The sequence below is a fragment of the Rhodococcus sp. USK13 genome (assembly GCF_018343855.1).
Classification (GTDB): domain Bacteria; phylum Actinomycetota; class Actinomycetes; order Mycobacteriales; family Mycobacteriaceae; genus Rhodococcus_F; species Rhodococcus_F oxybenzonivorans.
Map to the genome: position 1 here is coordinate 500,718 of NZ_CP069242.1, position 25,452 is coordinate 526,169.

A 25,452-nucleotide genomic window follows, 5' to 3' on the forward strand; every position below is an offset into this window, starting at 1 on the left:
CGAGTGTCTAGACTCGTTAACCACTCACGGGCGCGGAGCGCCTATGTTTTGGAAAGGTGACAGCTAATGGAGAATTCCGTTCCCGTCGTGAGGGTCGAATCCGTCGACCTGGTCCGTGACGGTAGGTTCCTCCTGCGCGACGTCACACTGCAGGTCCGGCGCGGCGAACACTGGGTTCTGTTGGGCGCAAATGGTGCCGGTAAGAGCACGTTGCTCTCGCTGCTCGGAGCGACCGCGCACCCCACGGCCGGTACCGTCCACGTTCTGGGTCACCGACTGGGCCGGGTCGACATGCGGGAATTGCGAGCGCACATCGGTCACGTAAATCCGCGCCATGTGGTCCGGGCGCCGCTGACCGTGCGAGACGTCGTCCTCACCGGCCTGACCAACACCCCCGAGTTCCCTCCGCGGTGGGCACCGACCGACGCGCAGGTTGTCCGCGCGGAGGAACTCGTCCACGCCCTCGGGATGGGGTCACGGTTGAATCTGCTGTGGCCGACCCTCTCCCAGGGTGAGCGTGGCCGCGCCCTGATCGCCCGCGCCCTCATGGCCGAACCCGAACTGTTGCTGCTCGACGAGCCGGCGACGGGCCTCGATCTTGCGGCGCGCGAACAGCTTCTGACTTCGCTCGACGATCTGCGCGCCCAGGACCCCGACCGCGCCAGCATTCTCGTCACGCACCACCTCGAGGAAATCCCCACCACGACCACACATGCCGTTCTCGTGCGGGAAGGTGTCATCGTCGCGCAGGGCCCGGTATCGGACGTCCTCACGACCGCCAACATCAGCGACTGCTTCGACCACTCCATCACCATCTCCAACGAGCACGGACGCTGGGTGGCGCAGACACGGGTTCCCGTAACCGTCGGCTGAGTGGGTGGAACTTCGCCGCGCCGGCCGTCGCTGACGCTACCGCGCTCGAGAGCCGATCCGCGGGACCAGCATCGGCACCCGCGATTGGTAGGTGCGATAGTCGTCGCCGAACGTATCGACCAGGTCATGCTCCTCGAAGCGCACCGCCACCAGAATGAACCCGGTGGTCCCGACAGCGAACAACAATCGGCCCCAGGACATCGTCGGCGCCACCCAGAACGCGATCACGAAACCCGCGTACAGCGGGTGCCGGATCACCCGGTACAGCATCGGCGTCCGAAAGTCACTGGGAAGAGCCGACTTACCGCTCTGATTCCGAAGTACCTGACGCAGCCCGAATAGATCGAAGTGGTCGATAGCGAACGTCGCCGCCAGCACGAGCGCCCATCCGCCGAGCGACACGGCATACAGTGCAATTCGGACCCAGGTGGTCTCGACGTTCCAGATCAGCTCGGGCAGCGGACGCCACTGCCACATCAGCAGCGCCAGCGCCGCCGTGGCGAACAATACGTATGTCGAGCGCTCCATCGGCTGCGGGACGATCCTCGTCCAGCGTCGCTTGAACCAGGGCCTGGCCATCACCGAATGCTGCATGGCGAAGACAGTCAATAGCACCAGGTCGATGACCACGGCGACCACGACGGAAGCGCCCGGACCATCGTCGATCGTGTGAGGCACGACGAGGCCCTCGACCCATCCGATCGCATACACGAACACGATCAGGAATATGGCGTAGACCACCATTCCGTAGGCGGTGATCAGGGTTCGGGCGACTCCCCGCGTGTGCGGCGCCCGCGGCTTTTCGACCATCTCGGCCATGGTGTTTCTCCGATCGCTGGATTTTTCCGACGCACCGAAGTCTCCGATTGGGCGAGGAGTGGAACAAGGAACCCTGGGGTGAAAGTCACTGCACCCCTGCGGACGTCTGAAGACGCGCGGAATCTTGGATTGCGCTCAAAGATTCTCTCTGCGTTGTTCGACAACCCATGCCGCGATCTGTGTGCGTGAGGTGAACTCCAACTTGGTCAGAATATGTTCAACGTGGCCTTGAGCGGTGCGCGGGGAGATCACCAACCGGGTGGCGATCTCTTTATTTGTCAGTCCCTCGGCGATCAGTTCGGCGACCTCCCGCTCGCGCTTCGTCAGGTGTGCGGCAGGAGCCGCGGGCTGAGATTCAGTCGGATGCTGCTTACCTAACGTGTAGGCGACTGCGGCGTCGAAACTCAAGCCGGTCCCGTCCCGATGTGCGGCCGCGTAAGCCTCTTTGCTCAGGGCGTGTCGGGTCGTTCGCTCGCACTCTTCTTGGTACTCACTCATATTGGGCAAGACGACGATTGGACTTCCCACGGAGCGGCTGAGCTTCTCTGAGGCTCCCAGCAGTACGACCGCGCGCCGCGCGTTCTGGTCTTCGGCGGCGATCCATGCCAGCGCCTGCAGGCTCAAGCTGGCGTTGAACCGGTCGTTCACCTCGAGGTCGGCTTGCAGTGCCTGTTCGAGTAGTCCGACCGCTCGTTCACGCTCCCCGCGTCGCCATACCGCGACCGCCAGCCCCCACAAGCAATACGACCGAAACACCGATTCACCCCGTGCATCGGTAATCGCCAGAACGCGCTCGTAGCATTCGATGGCGTGTTCGGTATCCCCGAGAAACTCGTCGGCCAGGCCGAGGCCGATGAGCGCTATAACCTCGACGACATCGTTACGTCCGGCGTAGGTTCGGACAGCCTTCTCGAGATAAGTACGTGCGTCGAGAGGTTGTCCACCGAACAGGGCCGAGTAGCCGAGTGCACTGTCGGTGTGTGCGCGTGCCAACGGGTCGAGTGTCGAAGAGGCAAGCGCCTGTGCCGCGTTCATCAGGGCGGCCGCCGCCTGCAGGTCGCCCTGGACGCCAGTCATCATGCTGCCGATGTAGAGCGCCTTGGCGTAATCGACGGTCGGCCCGGCCGGTGTATGGGCGAGAAGCCGGTCGAGCCACCGCCTGCCTTCGGAGAGCAGACCCCGGGAAAGCCAGAACGGGTACAGTGCGGCAACGATCCGGAGCCCGGAGGCTGGGCTTTCGGAGACACAGGATTCCAATGCGTCCCGAAGATTCGGGTGCTCGCGCACGAGTGTGGTGATCAACGCAAGCTCGCGGGAGCTGATCCATTGCGATTCCATGTCGAGCACCAGGCGTTCACACCAGTCTCGGTGTCGCTGACGCAGTTCGGCATGCTCGCCGCTCTCCTGCGCTTTTTCTCGGCCGTAATCGCGCACGGTCTCGAGCATGCGAAACCGCATCTCGGCACCGGCCGGCTCCCTCATCAGGATCGACTTGTCGACGAGGTAGGTCACCGTGTCGAGTATTTCCTGCGCGGGCAGATCTGCGTCGCAGATTTGTTCGGCGGCGTCGAGGTCGAAACTACCGGCGAAAACCGACAGCTGCGACCACAGCCGCTGCTCCGCCGGTGTGCACAGGTCGTAACTCCAGTCGATGCACATCCGTAGTGTTTGCTGTCTCGACGGCGCGTCCCGGCTGCCCTGGGTCAACAGTACGTACCGGTCGGTCAAGCGTTGCAGTATTTGTTCCGGCGTCATTGCCCGCAACCGTGCGGCGGCAAGCTCGATCGGTAACGGGAGCCCGTCCAATCGCTGGCAGATCCGAGCGATGGTGACCCTGTTCTCCTCGGTGACCTCGAATCCAGGGGCCGCGGCGGCTCCGCGTTCGGCGAACAGCGTGATCGCATCGTTGCCCGCCATCCCGCGCGGTAGGTCGTCGGGATTCGGGACGCCGAGCGGTGGCACAAGCAGCACCGCTTCCCCGCTGATGCCGAGTGGTTCGCGACTGGTGGCGAGAATCTGCAGTCGCGGGCACGTGCGAAGCAGGGTCTCGGTGAGCTTGGCGACCGCGGACACCAGCTGCTCGCAATTATCCAGAATCAGCAGCTGCTCTCGCCCGGCGAGGAATTCGACAAGCACCTCGCGTATGGGTCGCGCCGATTGGTCGCGCAATCCCAGCGCGTTCGCTACCACCCCCGCCAACAGCAACTCGTCACGCAACTCCCCGAGCTCCACAAGGGTGGTGCCGTCGGCGAAGTTCCGGCGCACCTTGCCGGCTATACGAAGTGCCAGACGGGTCTTTCCGACCCCACCGGTGCCGGTCAGGGTCAGCAGCCGCGCGTTCGACAACGCGTTCCTCGCCTCGGTCAACTCTGTGTGTCGGTCGACGAAACTGGTCAACTCCAGGGGGAGTTGACCCCCGCGCCCCGAATCGGCCGACCACGACGGTTCAGGCCACGCACCTTTCCCGGGAGGGGCATCGGTCGCGGCTCCCGACTCGGTGGTGTGCAGAGCGATCTCGTCGACCGCGAATCCATGCCGTAACTGGGCTTCGCGCAGATGTTGACTCAGCTCCGCGGCAGACGGGCGCGTCTCGGGATCACTGGCCATGGTCTGTTCGATGATTGCACTGACGTCCTCGGGAACGCCGTGCTCGCGGGGGTCCGGTACCGGCTCGGATGTGATCCGCACGAAGTGTGCCATCAGGTGCTCCCCGCTGCGGCGTTCGAACGCGGCATGGCCGGTGAGCGCCGCGAACAGGGTGGCGCCGAGCCCGTACACGTCCGCGGATGTGCTCGGCGGGCGTCCGGCTACGACTTCGGGGGCGATGAACGCCGGTGACCCGGTGACGACCCCGGTGGTCGTCTCGAACCCGCCGGTGATGTGTGCGATGCCGAAATCCGTCAATGCCGGCTCACCGTAATCGGTGAGCAGTATGTTCGCGGGCTTGATGTCGCGATGGAGGATGCCGACCTTGTGCGCGGCGTCCAAGGCACCGGCCATCTTCACCCCGAGCCGGAGCACATCGGCCAGCGGAAGCGGGCCGTGGCGCCGGATTCGGGCGTCGGCAGAGCCCCGGGCACAGTAGGGCATCACAATGAAGGGGCGACCGTTGTCGGTGACGTCGGCATGGAGAATGTTGACGATGTTGGGATGACCGGTCAACCGGCCCGCCGCCCGCTGCTCTCGCATGAACCGTTCCCGGTTCTCCTCGTCGAGATCCGCAGTCAGGACCTTGACAGCCACCGAACGTTCGAGCGACGCCTGCGTGCACCGGTACACGATCCCGAACCCGCCACGACCGATCTCGACAGCATCCTCGAACCCCGCCGCCGCGAGTTCCGCCGTGACCGCACCGGACACGTCGCGTTGGGTCGCGAAAGGATCCTCGTTGTTCATCGACACATCTCTTCATGGTGCACGTCGAACTGCCCGAGAACCTCTCGAGTAGCACCTAAGGATATCGCCAGGCGGCCTCACCGCGGTCGAATCCGACACCGCAACATCAGGCCGGTCGATCGACGCGGGCGCACTCGCCTACTCCAGGGCGGCCGGCGCGCCGAGTGCACAGGGCGCGAGTCGGACGGCAAACGTCCGGGCGAAAAAAAGAAGACATCCGAGGGGCTCTAGTGTCAAGCAGCGGCCAGCTGTAGCTGGGCCCAACCGCGGTCTCCTTGTCAGTCGTAGTAGGCGCCGGGGTCGAGCGGTGCTTCCACCCCCGAGACGTCGACGCCCAACTACACGCGTAACGGCCGATCGCTTGTCTGATATAGCAATTCCGGACACTCTCCATTCGGTGGATCTGTTCTGTTGGAGGGGCACGCGGGCCGTCGAAAGCGCCTCGTACGCGATGTACACCGCGACGGCAGAAAAGGTGACGCCGCTGCCGCCACCCTCCGAAATTTACATGCGAGCACGCTCGAGTGATGGGACGCGATGACGAAATGATGCGGGCTCGAACACCACGCTCATGACCGGTGGAACCGAACTGGCTGCGCAGAGCCAAGACTGGTGGGCACATGGCACTGTGACCGACCGGACCAGACCTCTTACGAACTCACCATGCTCGCCAACGTGCGCGCTACCTCCGAGATCGCCGCATGTGAAGGCACTGACCCACGTCAGCGTTCTTCGTGGCAGTCAGGTGTCGTCGACTTCACCTAGGAAGGGTGATGCCAGGGGCGGCCCCGAATCAGGAGAGTGGGGCCGTGGGTGCGGAACCCACCACGACCCATTTTGCGAGGAGTGCCGATGTCCGCCGATTTCGCCGATCGCACCGATTTCGACAATGCCAACCGCGGTCTTGTCGCCGTGCTCGAACCTGCGCAGGTCCGCGCCGGTGACGGCCGGGTGGTGTACGACGCCGAGGGCTTTGCCGCGGCGACCACCGGTGACTGTCCCTACACGGTGAACCCGAGCCTCTGGCGGCAAGCGCAGCTGACTGCGATCCACGGACTGTTCGAGGTCACCGCGGGGATCTATCAGATCCGTGGCTACGACCTGTCGAACATGACGCTCGTCGAGGGCGAGACCGGGGTGGTTGTGATCGACCCGCTGGTCTCTGCCGAGTGCGCCGCGGCCGGGCTCGCGCTGTATCGCGAGCATCGTGGCGACCGCCCGGTGACCGCTGTCATCTACACCCACTCTCACATCGACCACTTCGGTGGCGTACTCGGTGTCGTCGACGCCGACACCACCGTGCCGATCGTCGCCCCCGAGCATTTCCTCGAGCACGCGGTCTCCGAGAACGTCTACGCCGGCGGTGCGATGCTGCGGCGCGGCATGTTCCACACCGGAATCGTGCTGCCCGTCGGCGCGACCGGCACCCTGGGGGCGGGCCTCGGGCCCAGCACATCGAACGGAACCGTGGGACTGCTCGCACCCACGCTCGATATCACCCACACGGGGCAGGAGGAGACGCTCGACGGCGTCCGCATGGTGTTCCAAGTGACTCCGGGAACCGAGGCCCCGTCGGAGATGAACTTCTTCTTCCCCGCCCATCGCGCGCTCTGCCTGGCGGAGAACGCGACCCACAATCTGCACAATCTGCTGACGTTGCGGGGCGCGGAGGTACGCGACGCACGCAACTGGTCGCGGTACCTCACCGAGGCGATCGAGATGTTCGCCTACGACTCGGACGTCGCCTTCGCCTCGCACCACTGGCCGACCTGGGGTACCGACGACCTGATCGGGTACCTCACCGAACAGCGCGACCTCTATGCCTACCTCCACGATCAAACGCTGCGCCGCCTCAACCAAGGGCAGGTGGGCACCGAAATCGCTGAAGACTTTCCGATGCCGCCCGCTCTGGACGCCGCGTGGCACACCCACGGCTACTACGGCTCGGTCAGCCACAACGTGAAGGCGATCTATCAGCGCTACCTCGGTTGGTACGACGGCAACCCGGCGCACCTGTGGCAGCACCCCCCGGAGGCGGCAGGCGCCCGCTACGTCCGTGCGATCGGTGGAATCGATGCCGCCGTCGCGAAGGCCCGGGAGTTCGCTGCCGAAGGCGATCTGCGTTTCGCCGCCGAACTCGCGAGCCATGCGGTGTTCGCCGAGCCGAATCACGCCGGCGCCAAAGAGGTGCTCACCGACGTGCTGACCCGACTCGGCTACGGCTCCGAGTGCGCGACGTGGCGGAACAACTTCCTCGTCGGCGCAAGCGAGGTTGATGGCCCGCCGCATCCGGCCGAGGTCAGTGCAGCGGGCATGGCCACCGCGCTCACCATCACGCAGATCTTCGACAGCATCGCGATCCGCATCGACGGTCCGCGGGCCTGGGATGTGTCGGCGACGATCCGCTGGCACTTCACCGACGTGGACGAGACCTACCGCATGGAGTTGTCGAGCGGCGTGTTGATCCACTTCCCGACAAAGCGGTCCGATCCGGCCGACCTCGTGGTGAAGCTGACGAAGCCGCAGTTGCTCGGCCTTCTGGCCGGTTCCGGAACCGACACCGTCACGATGGACGGTGACGTGACAGCCATCACCAGGATCGTCGAACTGACCGACGCCCCCGACCCGGCCTTCACCATTGTCACCCCGTGATCGCGTCGAGTATCACCGATCGATTGCCTGAAGCGCCCGGCGAAAATCCTCGCCGGGCCGCGGCATACAGTTCGACCACCTAATTCTTCTGTGGCACTTGCTCACCAGGTGAAGGTGCAGATCGGTCGATCGCCCGCGCGCCCGGTTCGGAAGGCTTGCAGTTCGGTCGCAGTGCCGACGCGACCCAACACCGAAACTCACCGACACAGCGAACAACGGGGCCAACTGTCTTGCTACATCGTCCAACTGGTGGACATACTTGACGTGATGACAAACCCCATTACGTGTGAGAGCCTCCGGAAGGGTGCGATTCCGATGCCAGCGAACCAGCCCGCCTCCTCCCCTGTGCAGCTCTACGCCGACTTCCGCCGCCAACACCCCCACACCGCGATCCCAGCTGACTACGTCACCGAAAGTGGGTTCCACCTCGGTCGTTGGCAACACCGCCAGAGGGTGGCGCGCATGCTCGGCACCCTGCCACCGCACCGCATTGCGGAACTCGATGCGATCGGGTTCGTGTGGAGCGACGACGACACCCCACTGCCGACCGTGTCCCGGATCGACGGCAAGCGGCGGCGAATGCTCACCGAAATCGCCGCGTACCGCGAAGAGCACGGGAACGCACTGGTTCCCGCGAACTACGTCACAGCGGACGGGGAGCAGGTCGGTCAGTGGCTCTATCGGGCGGTGAAGAAGTGGCGGGCCGACGCACTTCCGGACGACGAGCGCGGCCCGCTCACTGTTCTCGGGGTCTCGCCCAGTCCGCGCCCGCGGGGACCGCGTACGTCGGCCCAGCGCACCGGATCGGCAGTCCGTCACCCTGGCCGGCGGCCACCAGCGCGGATCTGAACACCAATCCGGCTGGCTGCACGCACGTTGGCCTGGCACCCCGTCAGGCGAGGGCGACCGCCGAGCGTCCGTCGATGGCCGATTGCACCAGGTTGTTCTTGGGCAGCGCCGAGTCCGACGTCAGCGCTTCGATCCACTGTGCAGTGGTCGACACGGCAGCGAAGTTCGACTGCAGCAACACCATCAATGCCGTGTGCAGGGACTGCGCGGAGATCGTGCCGGCCTCGTTGGCCAGACTGATGGCACCCGTGGCGTCGGACAGGATTTCGGTGGCGAACCCGAGCCCTTCGGCCTCCACCGCTGTGGCGAGGTCGCAATTGTTGGTCATGTATCCGACGATCGTGATGGTGTCGACGTTGTGCGCGTGTAACCATTGCGCCACATCCGTACCCGCGAACACGCTCCCGTACTGCTTGTGCACCCGCTTGGTAGCCGGCTCGATGCGCCGTTCGATCTCCGGATGCAGCGACCACCCTTCGGTTCCCTCGACGAAAACGGGGGCGCCCTGCGGCATCTGATGCTGCACAACGAGAACCGGAATCTCACGCATGGTGGCTGTCTCCACAGCGTTCACGATGTTGGCGAGTGACTCCGCACGCGGTGGGTACTGGATCTCGAGTGGTCCCTCGAAGTACTCCTGCTGGACATCGACGACGACGAGGGCGCGGCGAGGTGCGGTCATAAGTTTTCCCCTTCAGCTTCGTTGCTTGTTGACGGGGTCGCGCCATGGTGTGGACGCGACCCGTCCCAGTGTTCGGCACATCGGTTTCCTCTACGAGTGGCATGGATGCATACTTTCGATGGAATCAGGCCAACCTCGGAGGCATCATGCGTATCGCTGTCTACGCGTTCGACGACATCACGATGTTCCACCTGGCGGCACCGCTGATGGTGTTCGGCGAGGTGGGCCGCCTTGGGCTCGCACCCGACTGGCAGACGCGTTTGTGGTCGGATCGTGCAGGAACCGTTCGCACCATCGAGGGATACCCAATCGGCGAGGTGGCAGGGCCGGACACCGTCGAGTGGGCCGACATCGTCGTCATTCCTTCCTGGCCTCAGTCCCTCACACCGGTCAACGACGAGTTGAAGACTGCGATCACGTCCGCGCATGCCCGCGGCGCTGCCATTGTCGGTCTGTGCCTGGGCGCTTTCGCTCTCGCCGACACCGGCCTGCTCGGAGGACGTTCCGCGGTCACGCATTGGGAGGTGATGCCGCTACTTGCTGAACGCAGCGTCGGGAGCAAGGTCGACTCCTCGGTGCTCTACATCGATCACGGTGACGTCCTTACCTCGGCGGGGACGGCCTCGGCGATCGACGCCTGCCTACATCTGGTTCGCAAACATCTCGGGTCTGCCGTCGCCACCCGGATCGCCCGTAGCCTGGTCGTCGCCCCTCACCGGGAAGGAGGGCAGGCACAGTACATCGATCGCCCGCTGGCTCAGCCGGTATCCGACACGACCATGGCCGAAGTGCAGGAATGGGCACTCAACCATCTCGACGAGCCGCTCACCGTGGACCGACTCGCCGACCAGGCGCGGATGAGCAGACGCAGCTTCGTACGCCACTTTCAGCAATCCACCGGAACGACCCCAGCACGCTGGATACTCGAACACCGCCTGCAAGAAGCTCGGGCACTACTCGAAACGACCGACTGGGGAATCGACTCCATCGCCGCGAAATGCGGCTTCGGGAGCAGCGTCACCCTTCGGCAGAGATTTGCCGCAGCATTCGCGATTTCCCCCTCCGCGTACCGACGGCAATTCGCGGACCAGCGCGGCAACATGGCCGACACGACACTCACCCGACCCGAGATATGACCCCCCGATCTTGTGCCCACCTCACCGTCACACCTGCAGGAACCGTTGCCGCCCGTGCGTGTGGAATTCCTGCTCCAGCGCGGTCTTCTCGCTCTCGGTCATTTCGTGGTACTCGGGGGCGCCGCGTCCCACCCATCGGAAGACCGGATCATCACACCGCCAACCTTGTTCCTGTAGAGCACGTTTGAGCACCTTGTTCGATCCCGTCACGGGCAGGTCGGTGGACACGCGGATGAAGCGGGGCGCGGACTTCGTACCCAGGTCGTCCTGGCCGGCTAGGAAGGATGCGAAGTCCGCGGGGTCGAAGTCGCTGGGGTCGGACATCTCGACGGCGGCCATCACCTGGTCGCCCGACCGGGGGTCGGGAACGGCGTAGACACCGGTGGCGATCACCTTGGGATGGCGTCGCAGAATCCGTTCCACCATCAGCGCGGAGGTGTTCTCCCCGTCCACCCGAATCCAGTCACCTTTGCGTCCCGCGAAGTAGAGGAACCCCTCCTCGTCGAGGTAGCCGAGGTCACCGGTCCAGTACCAGCCGTGCCTGATGCGGTCCGCAACCGCATCCTCGTTCTTGTAGTAACCCTCGAATCGCCCTGCTCCCGCCTTGTCGACCATCTCACCGATCGCCTCGTCCGGGTTGAGGACGCGGCCGTGCTCGTCGAGCCGGGCCCGGGCTTTCTCCTCGAGGGTGTCGGGGTCGACGATGACGATGTTCTCGTGAGCGGGTCTGCCGAGCGCACCCTCGGGGGCGGCGGGGTCGAGCGTCACCGAGCCTGCGCCTTCGCTGGAGCCGTACCCCTCGTACAGTTCGGCGCCGAACCGTCGGACGAACTCGGCCTTGTCTTCCGGCGAGGCCTCCGTGCCGAAACCCCTTACGAGCGTGTTGTCCGAATCGTCCGGCAACTCCGGCGTGGCCATCAGGTACGCCAGCGCCTTGCCCACGTAGGTGAAGAAGGTGGCGCCGAAGAACCGGACGTCGGGCAGGAAGCCCGAGGCCGAGAACTTGCGCGGCAGACACACGGTGGCCCCGTTGGCGAGTGCGGGCGCCCACAACGCCATCAGGGCGTTTCCGTGGAACAGCGGCATGCAGCAGTAGTCGACGTCCTCCCGTACGTGGCCGTACTTCACCGTGTTGGAGTAGGCGAGGCGCGCCAGGCGACCTTGGCTGCACCGCACGGCTTTCGACGTGCCCGTCGTGCCCGAGGTGAACAGCAACAGAAACAGCGTCGAGTCGTCGATCGCCGGATCCGCTGCGGGGTGCTCCCCCCAGCAGGACGCCACCCGATCCGCGTACATCGGATCGTCCACGAGGAGGAATCGGTCTTCGGACAATCCGAGGTCGAGACCGGTGAGCTGCGACTTGCCAGCGGCATCCGTGACGATCAGCTGGCAGTCGACGTACCGGATCTCGGCCTCGAGTTCGGCCCCGCGGCGGGTGGGGTTGATGCCGACGATCGTCGCTCCCTCGAGCGCCGCGCCACCCAGCCAGAACAGGAACTCGGGGGTGTTCTCGAGCAGCACACCGATGTGGAACGGACCGCCGCGACGCAACGACGCGGCGAGTGCGGCACGCGCCGCACTCTCGTGAACCACCGCGTCCCACGTCCAATCTTGCTCGCGGGTGCGGACTCCCAGCCGTTCGTCACCCAACCGGTCGAGCAGCATCTGGGCGATCGTTGTGCGTTCCAACTCGAGCTCTCCTCTCGACGGCGTGTGCGCGGTCATGGCTTCCGGAGCACGCAATGGGTGCCACCGTAGATCGCTGTCATGCACTTGTTGCAGTGATTGCACAGGCCCGGCCTGTGGGTCTCCGCGGTGATGCGGTTGACCAGATCAGGCTCACGCAGCAATGCACGCGCGATCGCCACGAACTGGAAGCCCTCTTCCATGGCGAGGTCGATGCTCGCCTTGCCGGTGATACCACCGAGAAGCACCAGCGGCATGGTGACTGCCGCCCGGATCTGACGGGCGTCGTCGAGCAGGTAGGCGTCGCGATAGGAGTACTCCCTCAGGAAATGCTTGCCGACGAGCTGGATGCCGAGCTTGGTGGGTTGCGGCATGGCGGCCGCGAATTCTCGCAGTGGCGCATCACCTTTGAACAGGTACATCGGATTCAGCAGCGAGCTGCCCGCCGTCAGTTCGAGTGCGTCGAGCGAGCCGTCCTGCTCGAGCCACTGCGCCACCTGGATGGCCTCGTCCACCCAGAAACCCCCCGCCACACCGTCGTCCATGTTCAGCTTGGCGAGGATTGCGATCCGATCGCCCACCGCGTCGCGGACGGCCCGCGCGGTGTCGCGCGCGAGCCGCGCGCGGTTCTCGAGGCTGCCGCCGTATCGGTCCTTGCGCCGATTGGTCCGGGGGCTCAGGAACGAGCTGATGAAGTAGTTGTGCCCGAAGTGCAGCTCGATCGCATCGAAGCCGGCCTCGATGGCCCGCTTCGCGGCGTCGACGTGCTGAGCGGTGATCCGCTCGATGTCGGCGACGGTTGCCGCTCGCGCCAAGGTTTGCGTCGTCAGACGGAACTGGGTGCTCGGCGCCAGCGCGGGGGCGCCGTTGTACTTGGCGCCGGCCACCGGCCCCGCATGCCCGATCTGTGCAGACACCGCCGCCCCCTCCGCATGGATGGCGTCGGTCAGCTTCCGCAGTCCCGGCATCGCGTCGTCACGCCAGGTGATCTGGCCGGGAGCCGTGCGGCCATCGGCGGCGACGGCGCAATAGGCGACGGTGGTCATGCCGACCCCACCCGCCGCCGGCTGCCGATGAAACTCGATCAGTTCGTCGGTGACCAGACCTTTCGGCGTGAGTCCCTCGTACGTCGCGGCCTTGATGACGCGATTGCGCAGAGTGATCGGCCCGAGCTTGGCCGGCCCGAGTGGATCGACCTTCACGGTGGGCGGGTCGAGATCTATGGTCATTAGGTGTCCCTCCAGCTGCGATTCGCTGACGAACGTAACGGCGCGGAGGCACCGCGGATCGGGCCAGTCTCAGTGAGTGGTAACCGCAACCGAAGCCCCGCCACGGCGTGCCATCTTGTGTCGGTACGAGTGCCCGAGGACGAAAGGCCGGCCCCATGACTGCCCCTACAGATCCATTGCTGCACCTGGATCAGGTGATGTCCCGCCTCACGGGGCCCGGTGGCCGGTTCGAGATCGTCGAGGAGCCCGTACTGGGCACACGCATGCCGGTGATGAAGAACCGCGGACGGGCGGTGGGCGACCTGCTCGCCACCTCGTTGCAGTGGGGAGACCGGGACTACCTCGTGACCGCCGACCGCCGGCTGTCGTACACCGAGCACGCGGCGGCGGTGGCGGCACTCGCGACCGCGCTGCGCGATGAGCACGGTGTCCGCAAGGGCGACCGGGTCGCGATCCTCGCCGCCAACACTCCGGAATGGGTGATCGCCTTCTGGGCCACGCAGGTGCTCGGCGCCATCAGCGTGGGACTCAACGGCTGGTGGGTACCGCGTGAGGTCGAGTACGGGCTGACGCACAGCCGTCCCACCGTCGTCATCGTCGACGCGAAGCGGGCCGAGACGCTCGCCGCGGCCGGAACGGAAGTCCCGGTTCTCACCATGGAAGACGATCTGCCCCGGATCTTCGACCGGTACGCGGGCGCCCCGATGCCCCACACGGACGTCGACGAGGATGATCCGGCCGCCATTCTCTACACGAGTGGCACCAGCGGCCGCCCCAAGGGCGCATTGCATTCGCAGCGCAACATCCTCGCGGTGGTCGACTACCACCGGTTCAGTGACGCGGTGGTCGCCGAGTTCACGGGGTCGCCCACCGACCCGGCCGTCCCGAGCCCGCGGCGCTACCTGTTGACGTCCCCTCTGTTCCACATCGCGAGCCTGCACAACCTGGTGGTGCCGCGGCTCGCCACCGGCGGCGCCGTCGTCATGTATCAGGGCGGATTCGACGTGGACGCCGTGCTCGCCCTGATCGAGCGGGAACGGGTCACCAACTGGGGTGCGGTCCCCACCATGGCGTCGAGGTTGGTCGAACTCGACAACCTGGAGAAGTACGACTTGTCCTCGCTGACGGCGTTCTCGCTGGCGTCGGCACCGTCGTCGGTCGCCTTCAAGGAACGGCTGCGGGAGAAGGTGCCGTTCGCCCGGGACGCGCTGGTGGACAGTTACGGTCTCACCGAGTGCAGTACGGCCATCGCCGTGGCCGCCGGCCCCGAACTCGAGCAGTACCCGGGCACGCTGGGCAGGCCGATCATCACGGTCAGCATGGAGATCCGCGATCCGTACGGGAAGTGGCTCCCGGACGGAGTCGAGGGCGAAGTGTGCGTGCGCAGCCCCTTCGTGATGCTCGGCTACTGGGAGGACGAGGCCGCCACCGCCGCGGCAATCGCGCCGGGCCGGTGGTTGCGCACCGGCGACTACGGCGTTGTCGAGAACGGCCGGCTTCGGCTGACGGGACGTCGCTCCGATCTGATTCTGCGCGGCGGCGAGAACGTCTACCCCACCGAGATCGAACAGTGCCTCGACGAACATCCCGGTGTCCTCGAGTGCGCGGTGATCGGAACGCCGCATGAGGATCTGGGACAGGAGGTGTCGGCCGTGGTGGTACTTCGGCCCGGTGCCACGACCACCGAGGCGGAGCTGCGGGACTACGCGGCCGAACGTCTGTCGTACTTCAAGGTCCCGACCCGCTGGCGAATCACCACCGACCTCCTGCCGCGCAACGCGACAGGGAAAATGCTGCGCCGCGACATCGCGGTCTGATCCCCCCGAGAACGCCGAATGCCCCAGTGGTGCAGAATAACTGCACCACTGGGGCATTGGGCGGAAAAGAGATCAGCGGATGCAGCCTTGTTCTCGGACCGTAGGACTTCGGTCATGTCCTGCATCCTGCCCCTCTCAGCGCGGCCTGGGGACGGTCCTGTCGATGAACAGTCCCTCGACCGACACACACACCTGCCCGTCCGCGGTCCTGATGTCGCCCACGGTGGAGATTTTCCGCCCGTCGACGCCGATCAGCTTTCCGGTCAGGGTGAGCGGTTCGAACAGTGGGGTCGGACGGTGGTACCGCGTACTCAATTGTGCTGTCATGCCGGACTTTCCGCCCCACGCGTTGGCAACACCCAGCACGTGGTCGAGCAGCAGCGCCGAGACACCACCGTGGACATGCCCGGGCGGACCCTGGTACGGGATGGTCAAGGTGACGGTGCCCTGCACCGAGCCGTCCGCCAGGCCTTCGAGGACTACGGGTGGTGCCAGCGCATTCTCCGGTCCGGTCACCGGATCGTGCCGGGTAACGCCCTCCCCGTTCCACATGTCGATCAGCCGCTCGGCCACCGCGGGTGCGTGCTCCTCGAGGTGCTCGGCGATGCTGTTCAACTCCTCGGCCACTCGCTCGAGGTTGGCGTTGGCTCGGTCGGTGCGCAGCAGGGCGTCGATCACGCGGCGCGCCGCCTCGGTGGCCCGGTCGACCGCGGCCCCGTCGGAGGGGGACGTCAACACTGTTCCCGCGGTGCTGTTCTCGAAGGTGGGATGCGTGCTGGTGTTCACGGGCGAATCTCCATCGTGGTGTGTGTGAGGACGGGCTGTCCGATCCGTTCGGGACACGTCGCCCGCAGCGTGAGCACGTCGCCGTCCCGCCAGGCAGCGATGTCGATCGTCTCACCCGGATAGAGGGAGCCGGCGAACCGCGCCGAGTACGTGCGCACGCGGGTGGGGTCGCCGTCCAGCATCCCGTCGACGACGGCCTTACACACCACTCCGTACGAGGCGAGCCCGTGCAGGATCGGGCGGTCGAACCCCGCGGCGGACGCGAACTGGGGGTCGGCGTGCAACGGGTTCATATCGCCGCTGAGCCGGTACAGCAGCGCCTGTCCCGTTCCGGTGTGTGACGCCAGCACCTTGTCGGGTTTCCGCTCCGGCAGCGTGGCCACCGACTCGGGACCGGGGGACCCGCCGAACCCGCCCTCATCACGGGCCCAGATCTGCATCCCCGTCGTCCACAACGGGTGACCGTCGTCCGAGTCGGTGGCCGTCTGCTCGAGCACGATGACGGCAGCCTTGCCCTTGTCCCACACGTCGGCCACTCGCGAGGACACCCGGGCGGTGCCCGAGGACGGGATCGGCGCATGCACCGTCAGTGTCTGCCCGCCGTGCAGTATCTTGCGCAGATCCACATCGATGCCGGGCATGGTCAGCCCGGCACTCGGCGCCGATCCCGAAGAAACACCCTGCCCGGCCACCAGGGCGAACGTGGGCAGCACCCGCAGGTTCTTCTCGTACACCCACCGCAGTTCGGCGGGGTCCACCGCGTTGCCGCCCGCCCCGACGCCGAGGTGATAGAGCAGGACGTCGCGTTCGGTCCACGACGCCTCCCGAACTGCCGGTTCCGCGGTCAAGGCGACGTTCACATCGATACTCATGTCAGGTCACTTTCCGGGCTCGGGGTCGCGGGGCAGACCCAGGAGGCGTTCACCGATGATGTTGAGCTGGACGTTGGTGGTGCCGCCCGCGATCGACATGCATTGCGCGTTCAGGAACATCTGGGTGTCCGACGTGCGGCCCTGCTCACCGAGCAGGGCGCGTGGTCCCGCCCAGTCCATCGCCACCTCCCACACCTGCTGGATGTGTTCGACGCCGAGCAGTTTCGCGACCGAGGACTCGGCACCCGGCTGCCCACCGGCGATCGAGCGCAGGGTGGTGCGCAGCCCCATCAAGCCACCGGATTGCGCGTCGCAGAGCACCTTGCCGAGCACCGTCAGCTGCTCGTCGTCGATCCCGCCGGGCAGGTCGGCGGCCAGAGTCAACAGCGCCTCGCCGCCGGATCCGAGGGAGGAGTCGTGCGAAAGCGAGACCCGCTCATTGGCCAGTGTGGTGCGGGCCAGCTTCCAGCCGTCACCCGGTTCACCCACCAGCAACTCGTCCGGGACGAAGACGTTGTCGAGGAACACCTCGTTGAACAGCGCCTCACCGGTGATCTCCCGCAGCGGCCGGATGTCGAGTCCCTCGCTGGACTTCATGTCGATCAGAAAGTACGACAGGCCCTTGTGTTTCGGCGCATCCGGGGCCGTCCGCGCCAGGCAGATGCCCCAGTGCGCGTCGCGGGCCATCGACGTCCATACCTTCTGGCCCTGCAGCACCCAGCCACCGTCGACCTTGGTGGCCTTGGTGTTCAGTCCGGCGAGGTCGGACCCGGCGCCCGGCTCGGAGAACAGCTGGCACCAGACGAGGTCACCGCGCAACGACGGTGGCACGAATCGCTGCACCTGATTTTCGTTGCCGTGTGCGATCAATGTGGGGACCACCCAGTTGCCGATGATCATGTCGTGCGGCTTCACCTGAGCGGCGCGGAGTTCCTCGGCGATCACGAGTTGTTCGACGGCAGCTGCGCCTCTCCCCCACGGTGCAGGGAGATGCGGTGTCGCATAGCCTCTTTCGGCCAGGTAGCGCTTGCGCTCCTGTTCGGCCAGACCGACCGCCGGAGCCAGCTCGGCACGCACCTCGGTGCGGATGCGGTCCGCCTCCGGTGGCAGTTCGATCCCGAGCACGCGCCGGCTGCCGTCGAGGGTGGCACGGGCGACCCGACGCCGCCACGACGCGGTGGACCCGAGCAGGATTCGCAACGACTGCGCCCGTCGCAGATACAGGTGAGCGTCGTGTTCCCAGGTGTAGCCGATGCCGCCGAGCACCTGGATGCAGTCCTTGGTCACCGAGAACGCTGCCTCGGGTGCGGTGGCTCCGGCTACCGCCGCGGCCAGCGACGCCTCGGCGGGAACAGTGTCCGGGCTCATGGCGCGGGCGGCGTCCCAGGCGCACACCCGGGCCTGTTCGGCGAGGGTGAGCATACGGGCCACCCGGTGCTTGACGCCCTGGAATTGGCCGATGGGTCGGGCGAACTGGTGCCGCGCCTTCGCGTAGTCCGCGGCGGTAGCGACGGCCCAGTCGGCGATGCCCGACGCCTCGGCGGCGAAGAGGGTGGCCGCGAGATCGAGGACAAGCCGCGAATCGATCGACAGGACCGCGTCTTCCGAAAGGATGATGCCGTGCGCGGCGGCGACGGCGTTGCGGCGCACCACGTCGTGGCTCGGCAGGTCGGTGACGTCGAGGTGCTCGCGTGGCAGCACCACGAACACCGTCGTGTCGCCGTCCCGCGCCGCCAGCAGGAACAGATCACCCACCTGACCGCCGAGGACGTACCCCGACTCGCCGTCGAGGATTACCTCGTCGCCGTGGCGGGAGATCCGCAACGAACCCGATTGCAGGGACACGGCTCCCAACATCGAACCGTCGGCCAACCCGGACAGCCGACCGCTGTGGCCGCCTTCGTTCAGGACGGCACTCGTCACCACGGTCGGCAGAAATGGTCCGGGAGCCAGAACCCTGCCGAGCTCTTCGGCGACCACCGCGAGTTCCACCAGGCCGCACCCGGCGCCTCCCACCTCTTCCGGCAGGTGCAGCCCCAGCACGCCCAGACCGGCGAGCGCATTCCAGAACAGCGGTCGCTGTTCGGTTTTCGCTTCCACCGCTTGCCGCAGCACGTCCGGCGTCACGGTTCGAGCGGCCCATCCCCGCACCGAGTCGCGCAGGTCCCGCTCTTCTTCGGTCAATCCCATTGTCATGTCGGCCTCGTCGAGTTCTCGGGTGTCAGATGCGTTCGATGATGGTTGCGGTAGATAGCGCCCCGCCCGCGCACATGGTGATCAGGGCGGTGGATTTGTCTGCCCGTTCCAGCTCGTGCAGTGCCGTGGTGATCAGTCGCGCACCGGTCGATCCCACTGGATGCCCGAGGGCGATCGCACCACCGTTGACGTTCACCTTGGACAGGTCTGCCTCGTGAACCTGCGCCCAGGACAGCACGACCGAGGCGAACGCCTCGTTGATCTCGACGAGATCGATGTCTGCCAACGACATTCCGGCCCGTTCGAGGACCAGTGCCGTCGACTCGATCGGTCCGTCCAGGTGAAAGTAGGGATCGGAGCCGACCATGCCCGACGCGACGATCCGGGCGCGCGGACGCAGCCCGAGTTCGCCGGCCCGTTCCTCGCTCATGAGGAGTACGGCCGCGGCGCCGTCACTGATCTGCGAGGAATTGCCTGCGGTGTGGATGTGCCCGTCGATCACCGGCTTCAGTGCTGCCAGAGCCTCGGCCGTCGTCTCTCGCAGTCCCCCGTCCCGGGTGACCACTGCTTTCTCACCCGTGCGCACGCCCTGCTTGTCCACGACGGGCGCGGTGACGGGGACGACCTCGCGGTCGAACCGTCCCTCGGCCCAGGCCTGAGCGGCGCGGCGCTGCGACTCGAGGCCGAACGCGTCCACATCGCGACGGGCGATTCCACGCCGTTCCGCGATGCGCTGCGCAGACGTGAACTGGTCGCCCATGTCGATCGACCAGTCGTCGGGATAGGGGCTTCCCGTCTCGGGGGTCAACGCCTGACCGAGGAACACCCGGCTCATCGCCTCCACACCGCATCCGATTCCCGCGGTGATCTGCCCCGAGGCAATCAGGCCGGCCACCAGGTGCACGGCCTGCTGCGACGACCCGCACGCACAATCGATGGAGGTGGCGGCAGTGCCATACGGCAGACCGGCGTGCAGCCACGCCTGCCTGGTCACGTTGTTGGATTGCTCACCGGCCTGGGTGACGCAGCCACCGACGATCTGACCGATGTTTTCGGCGGGGACTCCCGCCCGCTCGAGGACGCCGCGTTGCGCCGCTCCGAGCAGTTCTGCCGGATGCAGTCCGGACAATGCGCCGCGCCGGCGACCTATCGGTGTCCGGACCGCGTCGACGATGACTGCGTTGCCCATTGTTGGCTCCTTCGCTGAGCCGCCAGGATTCACGCCAGGGCGGCATTTCTGAAACGTATTCTATTTATCAGGACAGATCAATGCGCTGGCTCGTAGTGCCCGTGCGGAGGCGTCGAGAATGAATTGCACCCCGTTAGGCGTGGCGGTGCGCGACCCTTGTGCCGAGAACGATCAGCGGCGGGAAAGACCGACGAGCAGCAGGTCGCAGCCCTTGCGAATATCCGATTCGGCGTCGGGAATCGAGATCCGGCCGTTGAGGCACGACTGGACCACCCCGAACCACAGCTGCACCACGAGGCGGAGCGCGGTCAGATCACCCTCGGTCGGGTGTTCGATCCCCGCCGCATCGAGCATGATCTGGCGGAAGGCTCGGTCGACCTTCCCGGCATCCGGGACGGTGGCAACATTCGCGGTGCTGGTGGACTGAATCATCGCCGTGGACAGCGCAGGCCGGCGCAGGAGGCCACGAGTGGCCCGCACCAGCACGTTGTAGACGGCGTCCTGGGGAGTGGTGTCCGACGCGACACCCTTCGAGAATCCGGCGCCCATCTGATCGATCTGGTCGACCATCACCGCGACGAACAGGTGCGTCTTCGACGGGAAGTACCGGTACAGCGTGCCGATGGCGACACCGGCGCGCTTCGCCACCTCGTGCATCTGGACCCGGGCGAGCTCCTTTTCGGACGCAAGCTCGGCGGCCGCCTCCAGCATGCGCACATGGCGCGCCCGCTGTTCCTCCGAACTCGGTTCGGCAGCGTCCCTGACCTCCGCGATTCTCGGCACCCTCGATCCCCTTCTCCCCGAGCAGCCTCGGATCCAGCCCAATTCTGGCATTCGATCGCGGCGGCGCCGAAATGCGTCCGGTGAGTGGGACCAGCGGTGCATTACGTCGCCCGAATGCGATTGCGTGGACGCCACGACTGGGCGTCAGTCAACACCCACAGGCATCACCCACCCCAACGGAGGACACGACGATGCAGGACTGGACAACGGAGTGCGACGTTCTTGTAGTCGGCTCGGGCGGCGGCGCGCTGACCGGCGCATATACGGCCGCCGCGCAGGGAATGCGCACCCTCGTCCTCGAGAAGACTCCACTCTTCGGCGGCACCTCCGCCTACTCGGGCGCCGCCGTCTGGCTTCCGGGCACAGCTGTCCAGGAACGGGCAGGCATCGGCGACTCCACCGAGCTGGCTCGCACCTATCTGCGCGCCGTGGTCGGCGACTCCGAGGTCGAACGCCAGGAGGCGTACGTCGCCACCGCCCCTGAGGTCGTCGACTTCCTCGAGCAGAACCCGCACCTCGACTTCGAGTGGCGTCCCTTCCCCGACTACTACAAGGCGCCGGGCCGCATGGACGCCGGCCGCGCGATCAATCCCCTCGATCTGCCCGGTGACGAGATCGGTGACCTTCGTGAGGTCATCCGTCCGGAGGCCGACGTCGATCGCGCCGGGCAGCCGCACCCCGAGGGAACTCTGATCGGCGGCCGCGCGCTGATCGGGCGTCTCCTGATGGCGTTGTACGGGACCGGCCATGCGGAGCTCCGCACCGAGACGGCGGCCCACACACTGATCGTCGAGGACGGTCGCGTCGTGGGTGCCGCGGCCACCGACGCGGCCGGGCAGACGATCCGCATACGTGCACGGCGCGGCGTTCTCCTCGCCGCCGGAGGGATCGAGGGCAACGCCGGTCTGCGTACCGAGAACGGCACGCCGGGGAAAGCCGAGTGGAGCATGGGACCGCGGGGGGCGAATACCGGCGATCTGCTGGCGGCGGCCGTGGAGGTCGGCGCCGACACGGCACTCCTCGACGAGGCCTGGTGGTGCCCGGGTGTCGAACTTCCAGACTGCTCAGGCGCTTTCATGGTGGGTGTGCGAGGCGGAATCCTGGTGGACGACACCGGGGAGCGGTACCTCAACGAGTCGCTGCCTTACGACCAGTTCGGCCGCGCGATGATCGAACACCGAAGTGCGAACAATTATCTGGTCTTCGATTCCAGGGAGGGCGGCCCCGTTCTGCCGGCCATCTCCATCCCGTCGATTCCGGCGCAGCAACACCTCGAGGCGGGCACCTGGGTCACCGCCGACACCATCGAGGAACTCGCAGAGAAGATCGGCGTCCCGTCCGACACGCTTCGGCGCAGCGTCGAACAGTTCAACGACTACGCGAAGCACGGTGTCGACGAGGCGTTCCACCGCGGCGAGGATCCCTACGACGCCTTCTTCTGCCCGCCCGGAACGGGTGCCGATGCACCACCGAATCCGGCGCTCGGACCGATCGCACAGGGGCCGTTCTACGCTGCCCGCATCATCCTCAGCGACCTCGGCACGAAGGGTGGCGTCCGCACCGACGCCGATGCCCGCGTGCTTCGCGCGGACGGCAGCCCGATCGACGGGCTGTACGCGGCAGGGAACACCAGCGCGTCATTGAGCGGACGCTTCTATCCCGGCCCCGGGGTCCCGTTGGGCACCGCAATGGTGTTCTCCTACCGGGCAGTGCAACACATGCGGAACTGATCAGACGAGGTTGTCCTCCACCGGAAGTCCGAACGCGCCCCTGCCGAACAGTGCGAGGGCGCGTTCGGGTTCGTTGGCCACATGCACGCTGCCCGCGTGAGCGTCGCGCCAGGCCCGTTCGATCGCGTTGCCCCGAGACAGCGAGCTGCCCCCGGCAGTCTTGAAGAGCAGGTCGATCGCGTCCAGCGCCCGCTCGGTCGCCCGCACCTGGTCGCGACGGACTCTCAACCGCAGCGCCATCGGAAGTTCCTCATCCGCGACCGCGAGCTCCCACAGCTCACGGACGTTGCGGTCCATCTGCAGGATCGCCGCATCGATCTCGGACGACGCCCGGGCCACCGACACCTGGGCGAACTGGTCCTCCACGAAGCGGCCACCCCCGAGGCTCAGACGCACGCGTTCACGCATCACCGTCAGGAACCGCTCGTAGCAGCCGGCCACCACACCCACACCGGGGGCGGTGACGGCCGTGGTGAAGATGGTGGCGAACGGCAAGCGGTAGAGCGGTCCCCGGTTCACCTTCTGCCCCGCTCCCCGTAACTGCGCGGTCTCGAAGTTGCGTTTGGTCCGGTAGTCGGGCACGAAACAGTCGTCGACGGTGATCTCGTTGCTGGCCGTCCCCCGCATACCGACCACGTCCCACACGTCGTGGATGCGGTAATCCGACCTCGGTACGAGCACGGTGAGGAAATCGACCGGCCTACCTTCCGTTCCCACCACCATCGCCCCGAGCAGCGCCCACGACGCGTGCTCGCAACCCGAGGAGAAGTGCCAGTCACCGGACAGCCGGTAGCCGCCGTCCACAGGCGTCAGCCGCCCCACGGGGGCGTACGCGGACGACAGCAGCACCGAATTGTCGTGGCCCCACACGTCGCGCTGAGCGCGGTCGTCGAACAGCGCCAGGTGCCACGGATGCACACCCAGCACCGACGCGAGCCAACCCGTCGATCCGCAGACCCCCGAGATCGCACGCACCGTCTCGTAGAAGTGAACAGGATTGCACTCCGCACCCCCGTATCGCTTGGGCTGCAGCATTGCGAACATCCCGGCGTCCCCGAGTTCGCGGATCACCTGTTCGGACACGCGTCGCGATTCGTCCACCTTGTCGGCGCGCTCTGCGATCATGGGCAGCAATTCACGGACCGACAGCAGCACCTCGTTGACCATCTGCGGAAGGGTATTGCGCGATCGGGGCACCGTGGACGACCGTCTCGCTCAACGGGAAGCGTGCGCACACCCACCACACGTCAACCGGTCCCGTCCAGTGAGACGTCTCGGATCGGCCTCCTCCCACTGACCTAGCGTGCTGAACACCACAGGTACGAACGAGCAGGAGAGGACGGGACGCATCGTGAGCACCCAGCAGTCCGACAGAGACGAGGTCCGCGAGATCGTTGCGGGCGCTGCACCGACCCGATTCGCCCGCGGCTGGCATTGCCTCGGTTTGTCCCAGGATTTCCGGGACGGCCAGCCGCATTCCCTCGAGGCCTTCGGCACCAAACTGGTGGTCTTTGCCGACAGCTCTGGCAAACTCGCCGTACTCGACGGCTACTGCCGGCACATGGGTGGCGACCTCAGCCAAGGCACCGTCAAGGGTGACGAGGTCGCGTGTCCGTTCCACGACTGGCGCTGGGGCAGCAACGGGCGCTGCAAGAAGATCCCGTATGCCCGCCGCGTACCGCCGCTGGCTCGTACCCGCTCGTGGCACACCCTCGATCAGGACGGAATGCTGTTCGTCTGGAACGACCCGGAGGGTAACCTGCCGCCGGCCGACGTCACGATTCCCCGAATCGAGGGGGCGCTCGACGACGACTGGACGGACTGGGTCTGGTACCGCACCACGGTGAACACGAATTGTCGTGAAGTGGTGGACAACATCGTCGACATGGCGCACTTCTTCTACGTCCATTACTCGTTCCCCACCTATTTCAAGAACGTCTTCGAAGGCCACGTCGCCAGCCAGTTCATGCGCGGCCAGGCCCGCGAGGACATGCGCCCGCACGCCTCCGGACAACCCAAGATGGTGGGAAGTCGTTCGGATGCCACCTATTTCGGCCCGTCGTTCATGGTCGACGACCTCACCTACCAGTACGAGACCCACGACGTCGACTCCGTCCTGATCAACTGCCACTATCCGGTCAGCGCAGACGAGTTCGTGCTGCAGTACGGGATCATCGTCAAGAAGTCGAAAGAACTCGAGGGTGATGCCGCCACCGAGATGGCGAAGAACTTCGGCACCTTCATCGCCAAGGGATTCGAGCAGGACATCGAGATCTGGAAGAACAAGACCCGCATCGAGAACCCGTTGCTGTGTGAGGAAGACGGCCCCGTCTACCAATTGCGCCGGTGGTACGAACAGTTCTACGTCGACGCCGCCAACGTGACACCGCAGATGACCGAACGGTTCGAGTTCGAGCTCGACACCACGCGCCCGGTGGAGTCGTGGAAGAAGGAAGTGGAAGACAATCTCGCACGAAAGGCGCTGGAATCCGATGCAGCCGCTGCAGTGCACTGAGTGCGGTGCGCGGGTGCTGGTCCAGAAGAACAGCTGGGAGCACACGTCCGTGCAGTGGGACGACCTCGCCCGCGGCCGGTGCCACCAGATCGCCCGCTCCGGCGACGGCCGTCCCGGGTCCCCCCGGAAGGGCTGCGACGCACTGACCACATCCATCACCCAAGCGGCGGAGCGGGGCGACATCACGGTGCGCGACCCCCATCCGGTTCCCACCCCCATCGTCGTCTCCTGAACTTCCTTCG

19 protein-coding genes are annotated in these 25,452 nt (G+C 66.1%); 8 read left to right on the top strand and 11 right to left on the bottom strand.

Annotated elements, in window-relative coordinates:
- Positions 1 to 66: 66 nt before the first annotated feature.
- Positions 67 to 873, top strand: a complete 807-nt coding sequence (locus tag JQT59_RS05160; RefSeq protein WP_213575091.1) for an ABC transporter ATP-binding protein — start codon at positions 67 to 69, stop codon at positions 871 to 873.
- A 36-nt stretch (positions 874 to 909) separates the two neighbouring features.
- Here JQT59_RS05160 and mddA read toward each other — a convergent pair whose 3' ends face one another.
- Both mddA and JQT59_RS05170 read right to left on the bottom strand, forming a co-directional pair.
- On the bottom strand, positions 910 to 1,692 hold the full coding sequence (mddA, locus tag JQT59_RS05165) for a methanethiol S-methyltransferase (RefSeq protein WP_213575093.1): 783 nt from the start codon (positions 1,690 to 1,692) through the stop codon (positions 910 to 912).
- 135 nt (positions 1,693 to 1,827) lie between these two features.
- Positions 1,828 to 5,088, bottom strand: a complete 3,261-nt coding sequence (locus JQT59_RS05170; protein ID WP_213575095.1) for a protein kinase domain-containing protein — start codon at positions 5,086 to 5,088, stop codon at positions 1,828 to 1,830.
- 852 nt (positions 5,089 to 5,940) lie between these two features.
- Here JQT59_RS05170 and JQT59_RS05175 point away from each other — a divergent pair.
- Together JQT59_RS05175 and JQT59_RS05180 are read left to right on the top strand one after the other, a co-directional pair.
- Positions 5,941 to 7,740 (top strand): alkyl/aryl-sulfatase, encoded by a 1,800-nt coding sequence (locus JQT59_RS05175; RefSeq protein ID WP_213575097.1) that lies wholly within the window; start codon positions 5,941 to 5,943, stop codon positions 7,738 to 7,740.
- Positions 7,741 to 8,055: 315 nt separating this feature from the next.
- A complete protein-coding gene (locus JQT59_RS05180; protein ID WP_213575099.1) occupies positions 8,056 to 8,589 on the top strand; it encodes a helicase associated domain-containing protein in 534 nt (177 codons plus the stop codon).
- A 43-nt stretch (positions 8,590 to 8,632) separates the two neighbouring features.
- Here JQT59_RS05180 and JQT59_RS05185 read toward each other — a convergent pair whose 3' ends face one another.
- Complete coding sequence (locus tag JQT59_RS05185) at positions 8,633 to 9,271, bottom strand: isochorismatase family protein (RefSeq protein WP_213575101.1); 639 nt, start codon at positions 9,269 to 9,271, stop codon at positions 8,633 to 8,635.
- Positions 9,272 to 9,417: 146 nt separating this feature from the next.
- On the opposite strand from JQT59_RS05185, the gene JQT59_RS05190 reads away from it, so the two are divergent.
- Positions 9,418 to 10,407 (top strand): GlxA family transcriptional regulator, encoded by a 990-nt coding sequence (locus JQT59_RS05190; protein WP_213575103.1) that lies wholly within the window; start codon positions 9,418 to 9,420, stop codon positions 10,405 to 10,407.
- Positions 10,408 to 10,434: 27 nt separating this feature from the next.
- Here JQT59_RS05190 and casI read toward each other — a convergent pair whose 3' ends face one another.
- Both casI and JQT59_RS05200 read right to left on the bottom strand, forming a co-directional pair.
- Positions 10,435 to 12,132 carry a steroid-22-oyl-CoA synthetase gene (gene casI, locus JQT59_RS05195; protein ID WP_213575105.1) on the bottom strand — a complete coding sequence of 566 codons (1,698 nt, stop codon included), beginning with the start codon at positions 12,130 to 12,132 and terminating at the stop codon, positions 10,435 to 10,437.
- Positions 12,129 to 13,322, bottom strand: a complete 1,194-nt coding sequence (locus tag JQT59_RS05200; RefSeq protein ID WP_213575107.1) for an NADH:flavin oxidoreductase — start codon at positions 13,320 to 13,322, stop codon at positions 12,129 to 12,131. Before JQT59_RS05200 ends, casI begins: the two co-directional genes overlap by 4 nt.
- A gap of 155 nt (positions 13,323 to 13,477) precedes the next feature.
- On the opposite strand from JQT59_RS05200, the gene casG reads away from it, so the two are divergent.
- Positions 13,478 to 15,139 (top strand): steroid-24-oyl-CoA synthetase, encoded by a 1,662-nt coding sequence (gene casG, locus JQT59_RS05205; RefSeq protein ID WP_213575110.1) that lies wholly within the window; start codon positions 13,478 to 13,480, stop codon positions 15,137 to 15,139.
- Between the two features lie 135 nt (positions 15,140 to 15,274).
- On the opposite strand, the gene JQT59_RS05210 is transcribed toward casG, so the two are convergent.
- From JQT59_RS05210 to JQT59_RS05230, 5 genes are all read right to left on the bottom strand, one after another.
- The gene (locus JQT59_RS05210) at positions 15,275 to 15,925 is read right to left on the bottom strand and encodes a PaaI family thioesterase (RefSeq protein ID WP_213575112.1); all 651 of its coding nucleotides are present in this window, start codon (positions 15,923 to 15,925) and stop codon (positions 15,275 to 15,277) included.
- The gene (locus JQT59_RS05215) at positions 15,922 to 16,797 is read right to left on the bottom strand and encodes a MaoC/PaaZ C-terminal domain-containing protein (protein ID WP_213575114.1); all 876 of its coding nucleotides are present in this window, start codon (positions 16,795 to 16,797) and stop codon (positions 15,922 to 15,924) included. Before JQT59_RS05215 ends, JQT59_RS05210 begins: the two co-directional genes overlap by 4 nt.
- 6 nt (positions 16,798 to 16,803) lie before the next feature.
- Complete coding sequence (locus JQT59_RS05220; protein ID WP_213575115.1) at positions 16,804 to 18,993, bottom strand: acyl-CoA dehydrogenase family protein; 2,190 nt, start codon at positions 18,991 to 18,993, stop codon at positions 16,804 to 16,806.
- Positions 18,994 to 19,018: 25 nt separating this feature from the next.
- Positions 19,019 to 20,182, bottom strand: coding sequence for a steroid 3-ketoacyl-CoA thiolase (locus JQT59_RS05225; RefSeq protein WP_213575117.1), 1,164 nt, complete (start codon positions 20,180 to 20,182; stop codon positions 19,019 to 19,021).
- 171 nt (positions 20,183 to 20,353) lie between these two features.
- Positions 20,354 to 20,965 (bottom strand): TetR/AcrR family transcriptional regulator, encoded by a 612-nt coding sequence (locus tag JQT59_RS05230; protein WP_201453489.1) that lies wholly within the window; start codon positions 20,963 to 20,965, stop codon positions 20,354 to 20,356.
- A gap of 191 nt (positions 20,966 to 21,156) precedes the next feature.
- Between JQT59_RS05230 and JQT59_RS05235 the strand changes: the two genes are divergently transcribed.
- Positions 21,157 to 22,695 carry an FAD-dependent oxidoreductase gene (locus JQT59_RS05235; RefSeq protein WP_213575119.1) on the top strand — a complete coding sequence of 513 codons (1,539 nt, stop codon included), beginning with the start codon at positions 21,157 to 21,159 and terminating at the stop codon, positions 22,693 to 22,695.
- On the opposite strand, the gene hsaA is transcribed toward JQT59_RS05235, so the two are convergent.
- Positions 22,696 to 23,862, bottom strand: coding sequence for a 3-hydroxy-9,10-secoandrosta-1,3,5(10)-triene-9,17-dione monooxygenase oxygenase subunit (gene hsaA / locus JQT59_RS05240; RefSeq protein ID WP_213575121.1), 1,167 nt, complete (start codon positions 23,860 to 23,862; stop codon positions 22,696 to 22,698).
- A gap of 184 nt (positions 23,863 to 24,046) precedes the next feature.
- Here hsaA and JQT59_RS05245 point away from each other — a divergent pair, with 184 nt between their 5' ends.
- Both JQT59_RS05245 and JQT59_RS05250 read left to right on the top strand, forming a co-directional pair.
- Complete coding sequence (locus tag JQT59_RS05245; RefSeq protein ID WP_213575123.1) at positions 24,047 to 25,210, top strand: 3-ketosteroid-9-alpha-monooxygenase, oxygenase component; 1,164 nt, start codon at positions 24,047 to 24,049, stop codon at positions 25,208 to 25,210.
- Entirely contained in the window at positions 25,188 to 25,442 is a 255-nt protein-coding gene (locus tag JQT59_RS05250) for a hypothetical protein (RefSeq protein WP_213575125.1), read from the top strand. The genes JQT59_RS05245 and JQT59_RS05250 overlap by 23 nt, the downstream gene beginning before the upstream one ends.
- The last annotated feature ends 10 nt before the right edge of the window (positions 25,443 to 25,452 follow it).

Coding starts and splice junctions, on each gene's coding strand:
- JQT59_RS05160 (WP_213575091.1), top strand. CDS start 67: ATGGAGAATTCCGTTCCCGTCGTGAGGGTCGAATCCGTCGACCTGGTC.
- mddA (WP_213575093.1), bottom strand. CDS start 1,692: ATGGCCGAGATGGTCGAAAAGCCGCGGGCGCCGCACACGCGGGGAGTC.
- JQT59_RS05170 (WP_213575095.1), bottom strand. CDS start 5,088: ATGAACAACGAGGATCCTTTCGCGACCCAACGCGACGTGTCCGGTGCG.
- JQT59_RS05175 (WP_213575097.1), top strand. CDS start 5,941: ATGTCCGCCGATTTCGCCGATCGCACCGATTTCGACAATGCCAACCGC.
- JQT59_RS05180 (WP_213575099.1), top strand. CDS start 8,056: ATGCCAGCGAACCAGCCCGCCTCCTCCCCTGTGCAGCTCTACGCCGAC.
- JQT59_RS05185 (WP_213575101.1), bottom strand. CDS start 9,271: ATGACCGCACCTCGCCGCGCCCTCGTCGTCGTCGATGTCCAGCAGGAG.
- JQT59_RS05190 (WP_213575103.1), top strand. CDS start 9,418: ATGCGTATCGCTGTCTACGCGTTCGACGACATCACGATGTTCCACCTG.
- casI (WP_213575105.1), bottom strand. CDS start 12,132: ATGACCGCGCACACGCCGTCGAGAGGAGAGCTCGAGTTGGAACGCACA.
- JQT59_RS05200 (WP_213575107.1), bottom strand. CDS start 13,322: ATGACCATAGATCTCGACCCGCCCACCGTGAAGGTCGATCCACTCGGG.
- casG (WP_213575110.1), top strand. CDS start 13,478: ATGACTGCCCCTACAGATCCATTGCTGCACCTGGATCAGGTGATGTCC.
- JQT59_RS05215 (WP_213575114.1), bottom strand. CDS start 16,797: ATGAGTATCGATGTGAACGTCGCCTTGACCGCGGAACCGGCAGTTCGG.
- JQT59_RS05220 (WP_213575115.1), bottom strand. CDS start 18,993: ATGACAATGGGATTGACCGAAGAAGAGCGGGACCTGCGCGACTCGGTG.
- JQT59_RS05225 (WP_213575117.1), bottom strand. CDS start 20,182: ATGGGCAACGCAGTCATCGTCGACGCGGTCCGGACACCGATAGGTCGC.
- JQT59_RS05235 (WP_213575119.1), top strand. CDS start 21,157: ATGCAGGACTGGACAACGGAGTGCGACGTTCTTGTAGTCGGCTCGGGC.
- hsaA (WP_213575121.1), bottom strand. CDS start 23,862: ATGGTCAACGAGGTGCTGCTGTCGGTCCGTGAATTGCTGCCCATGATC.
- JQT59_RS05250 (WP_213575125.1), top strand. CDS start 25,188: ATGCAGCCGCTGCAGTGCACTGAGTGCGGTGCGCGGGTGCTGGTCCAG.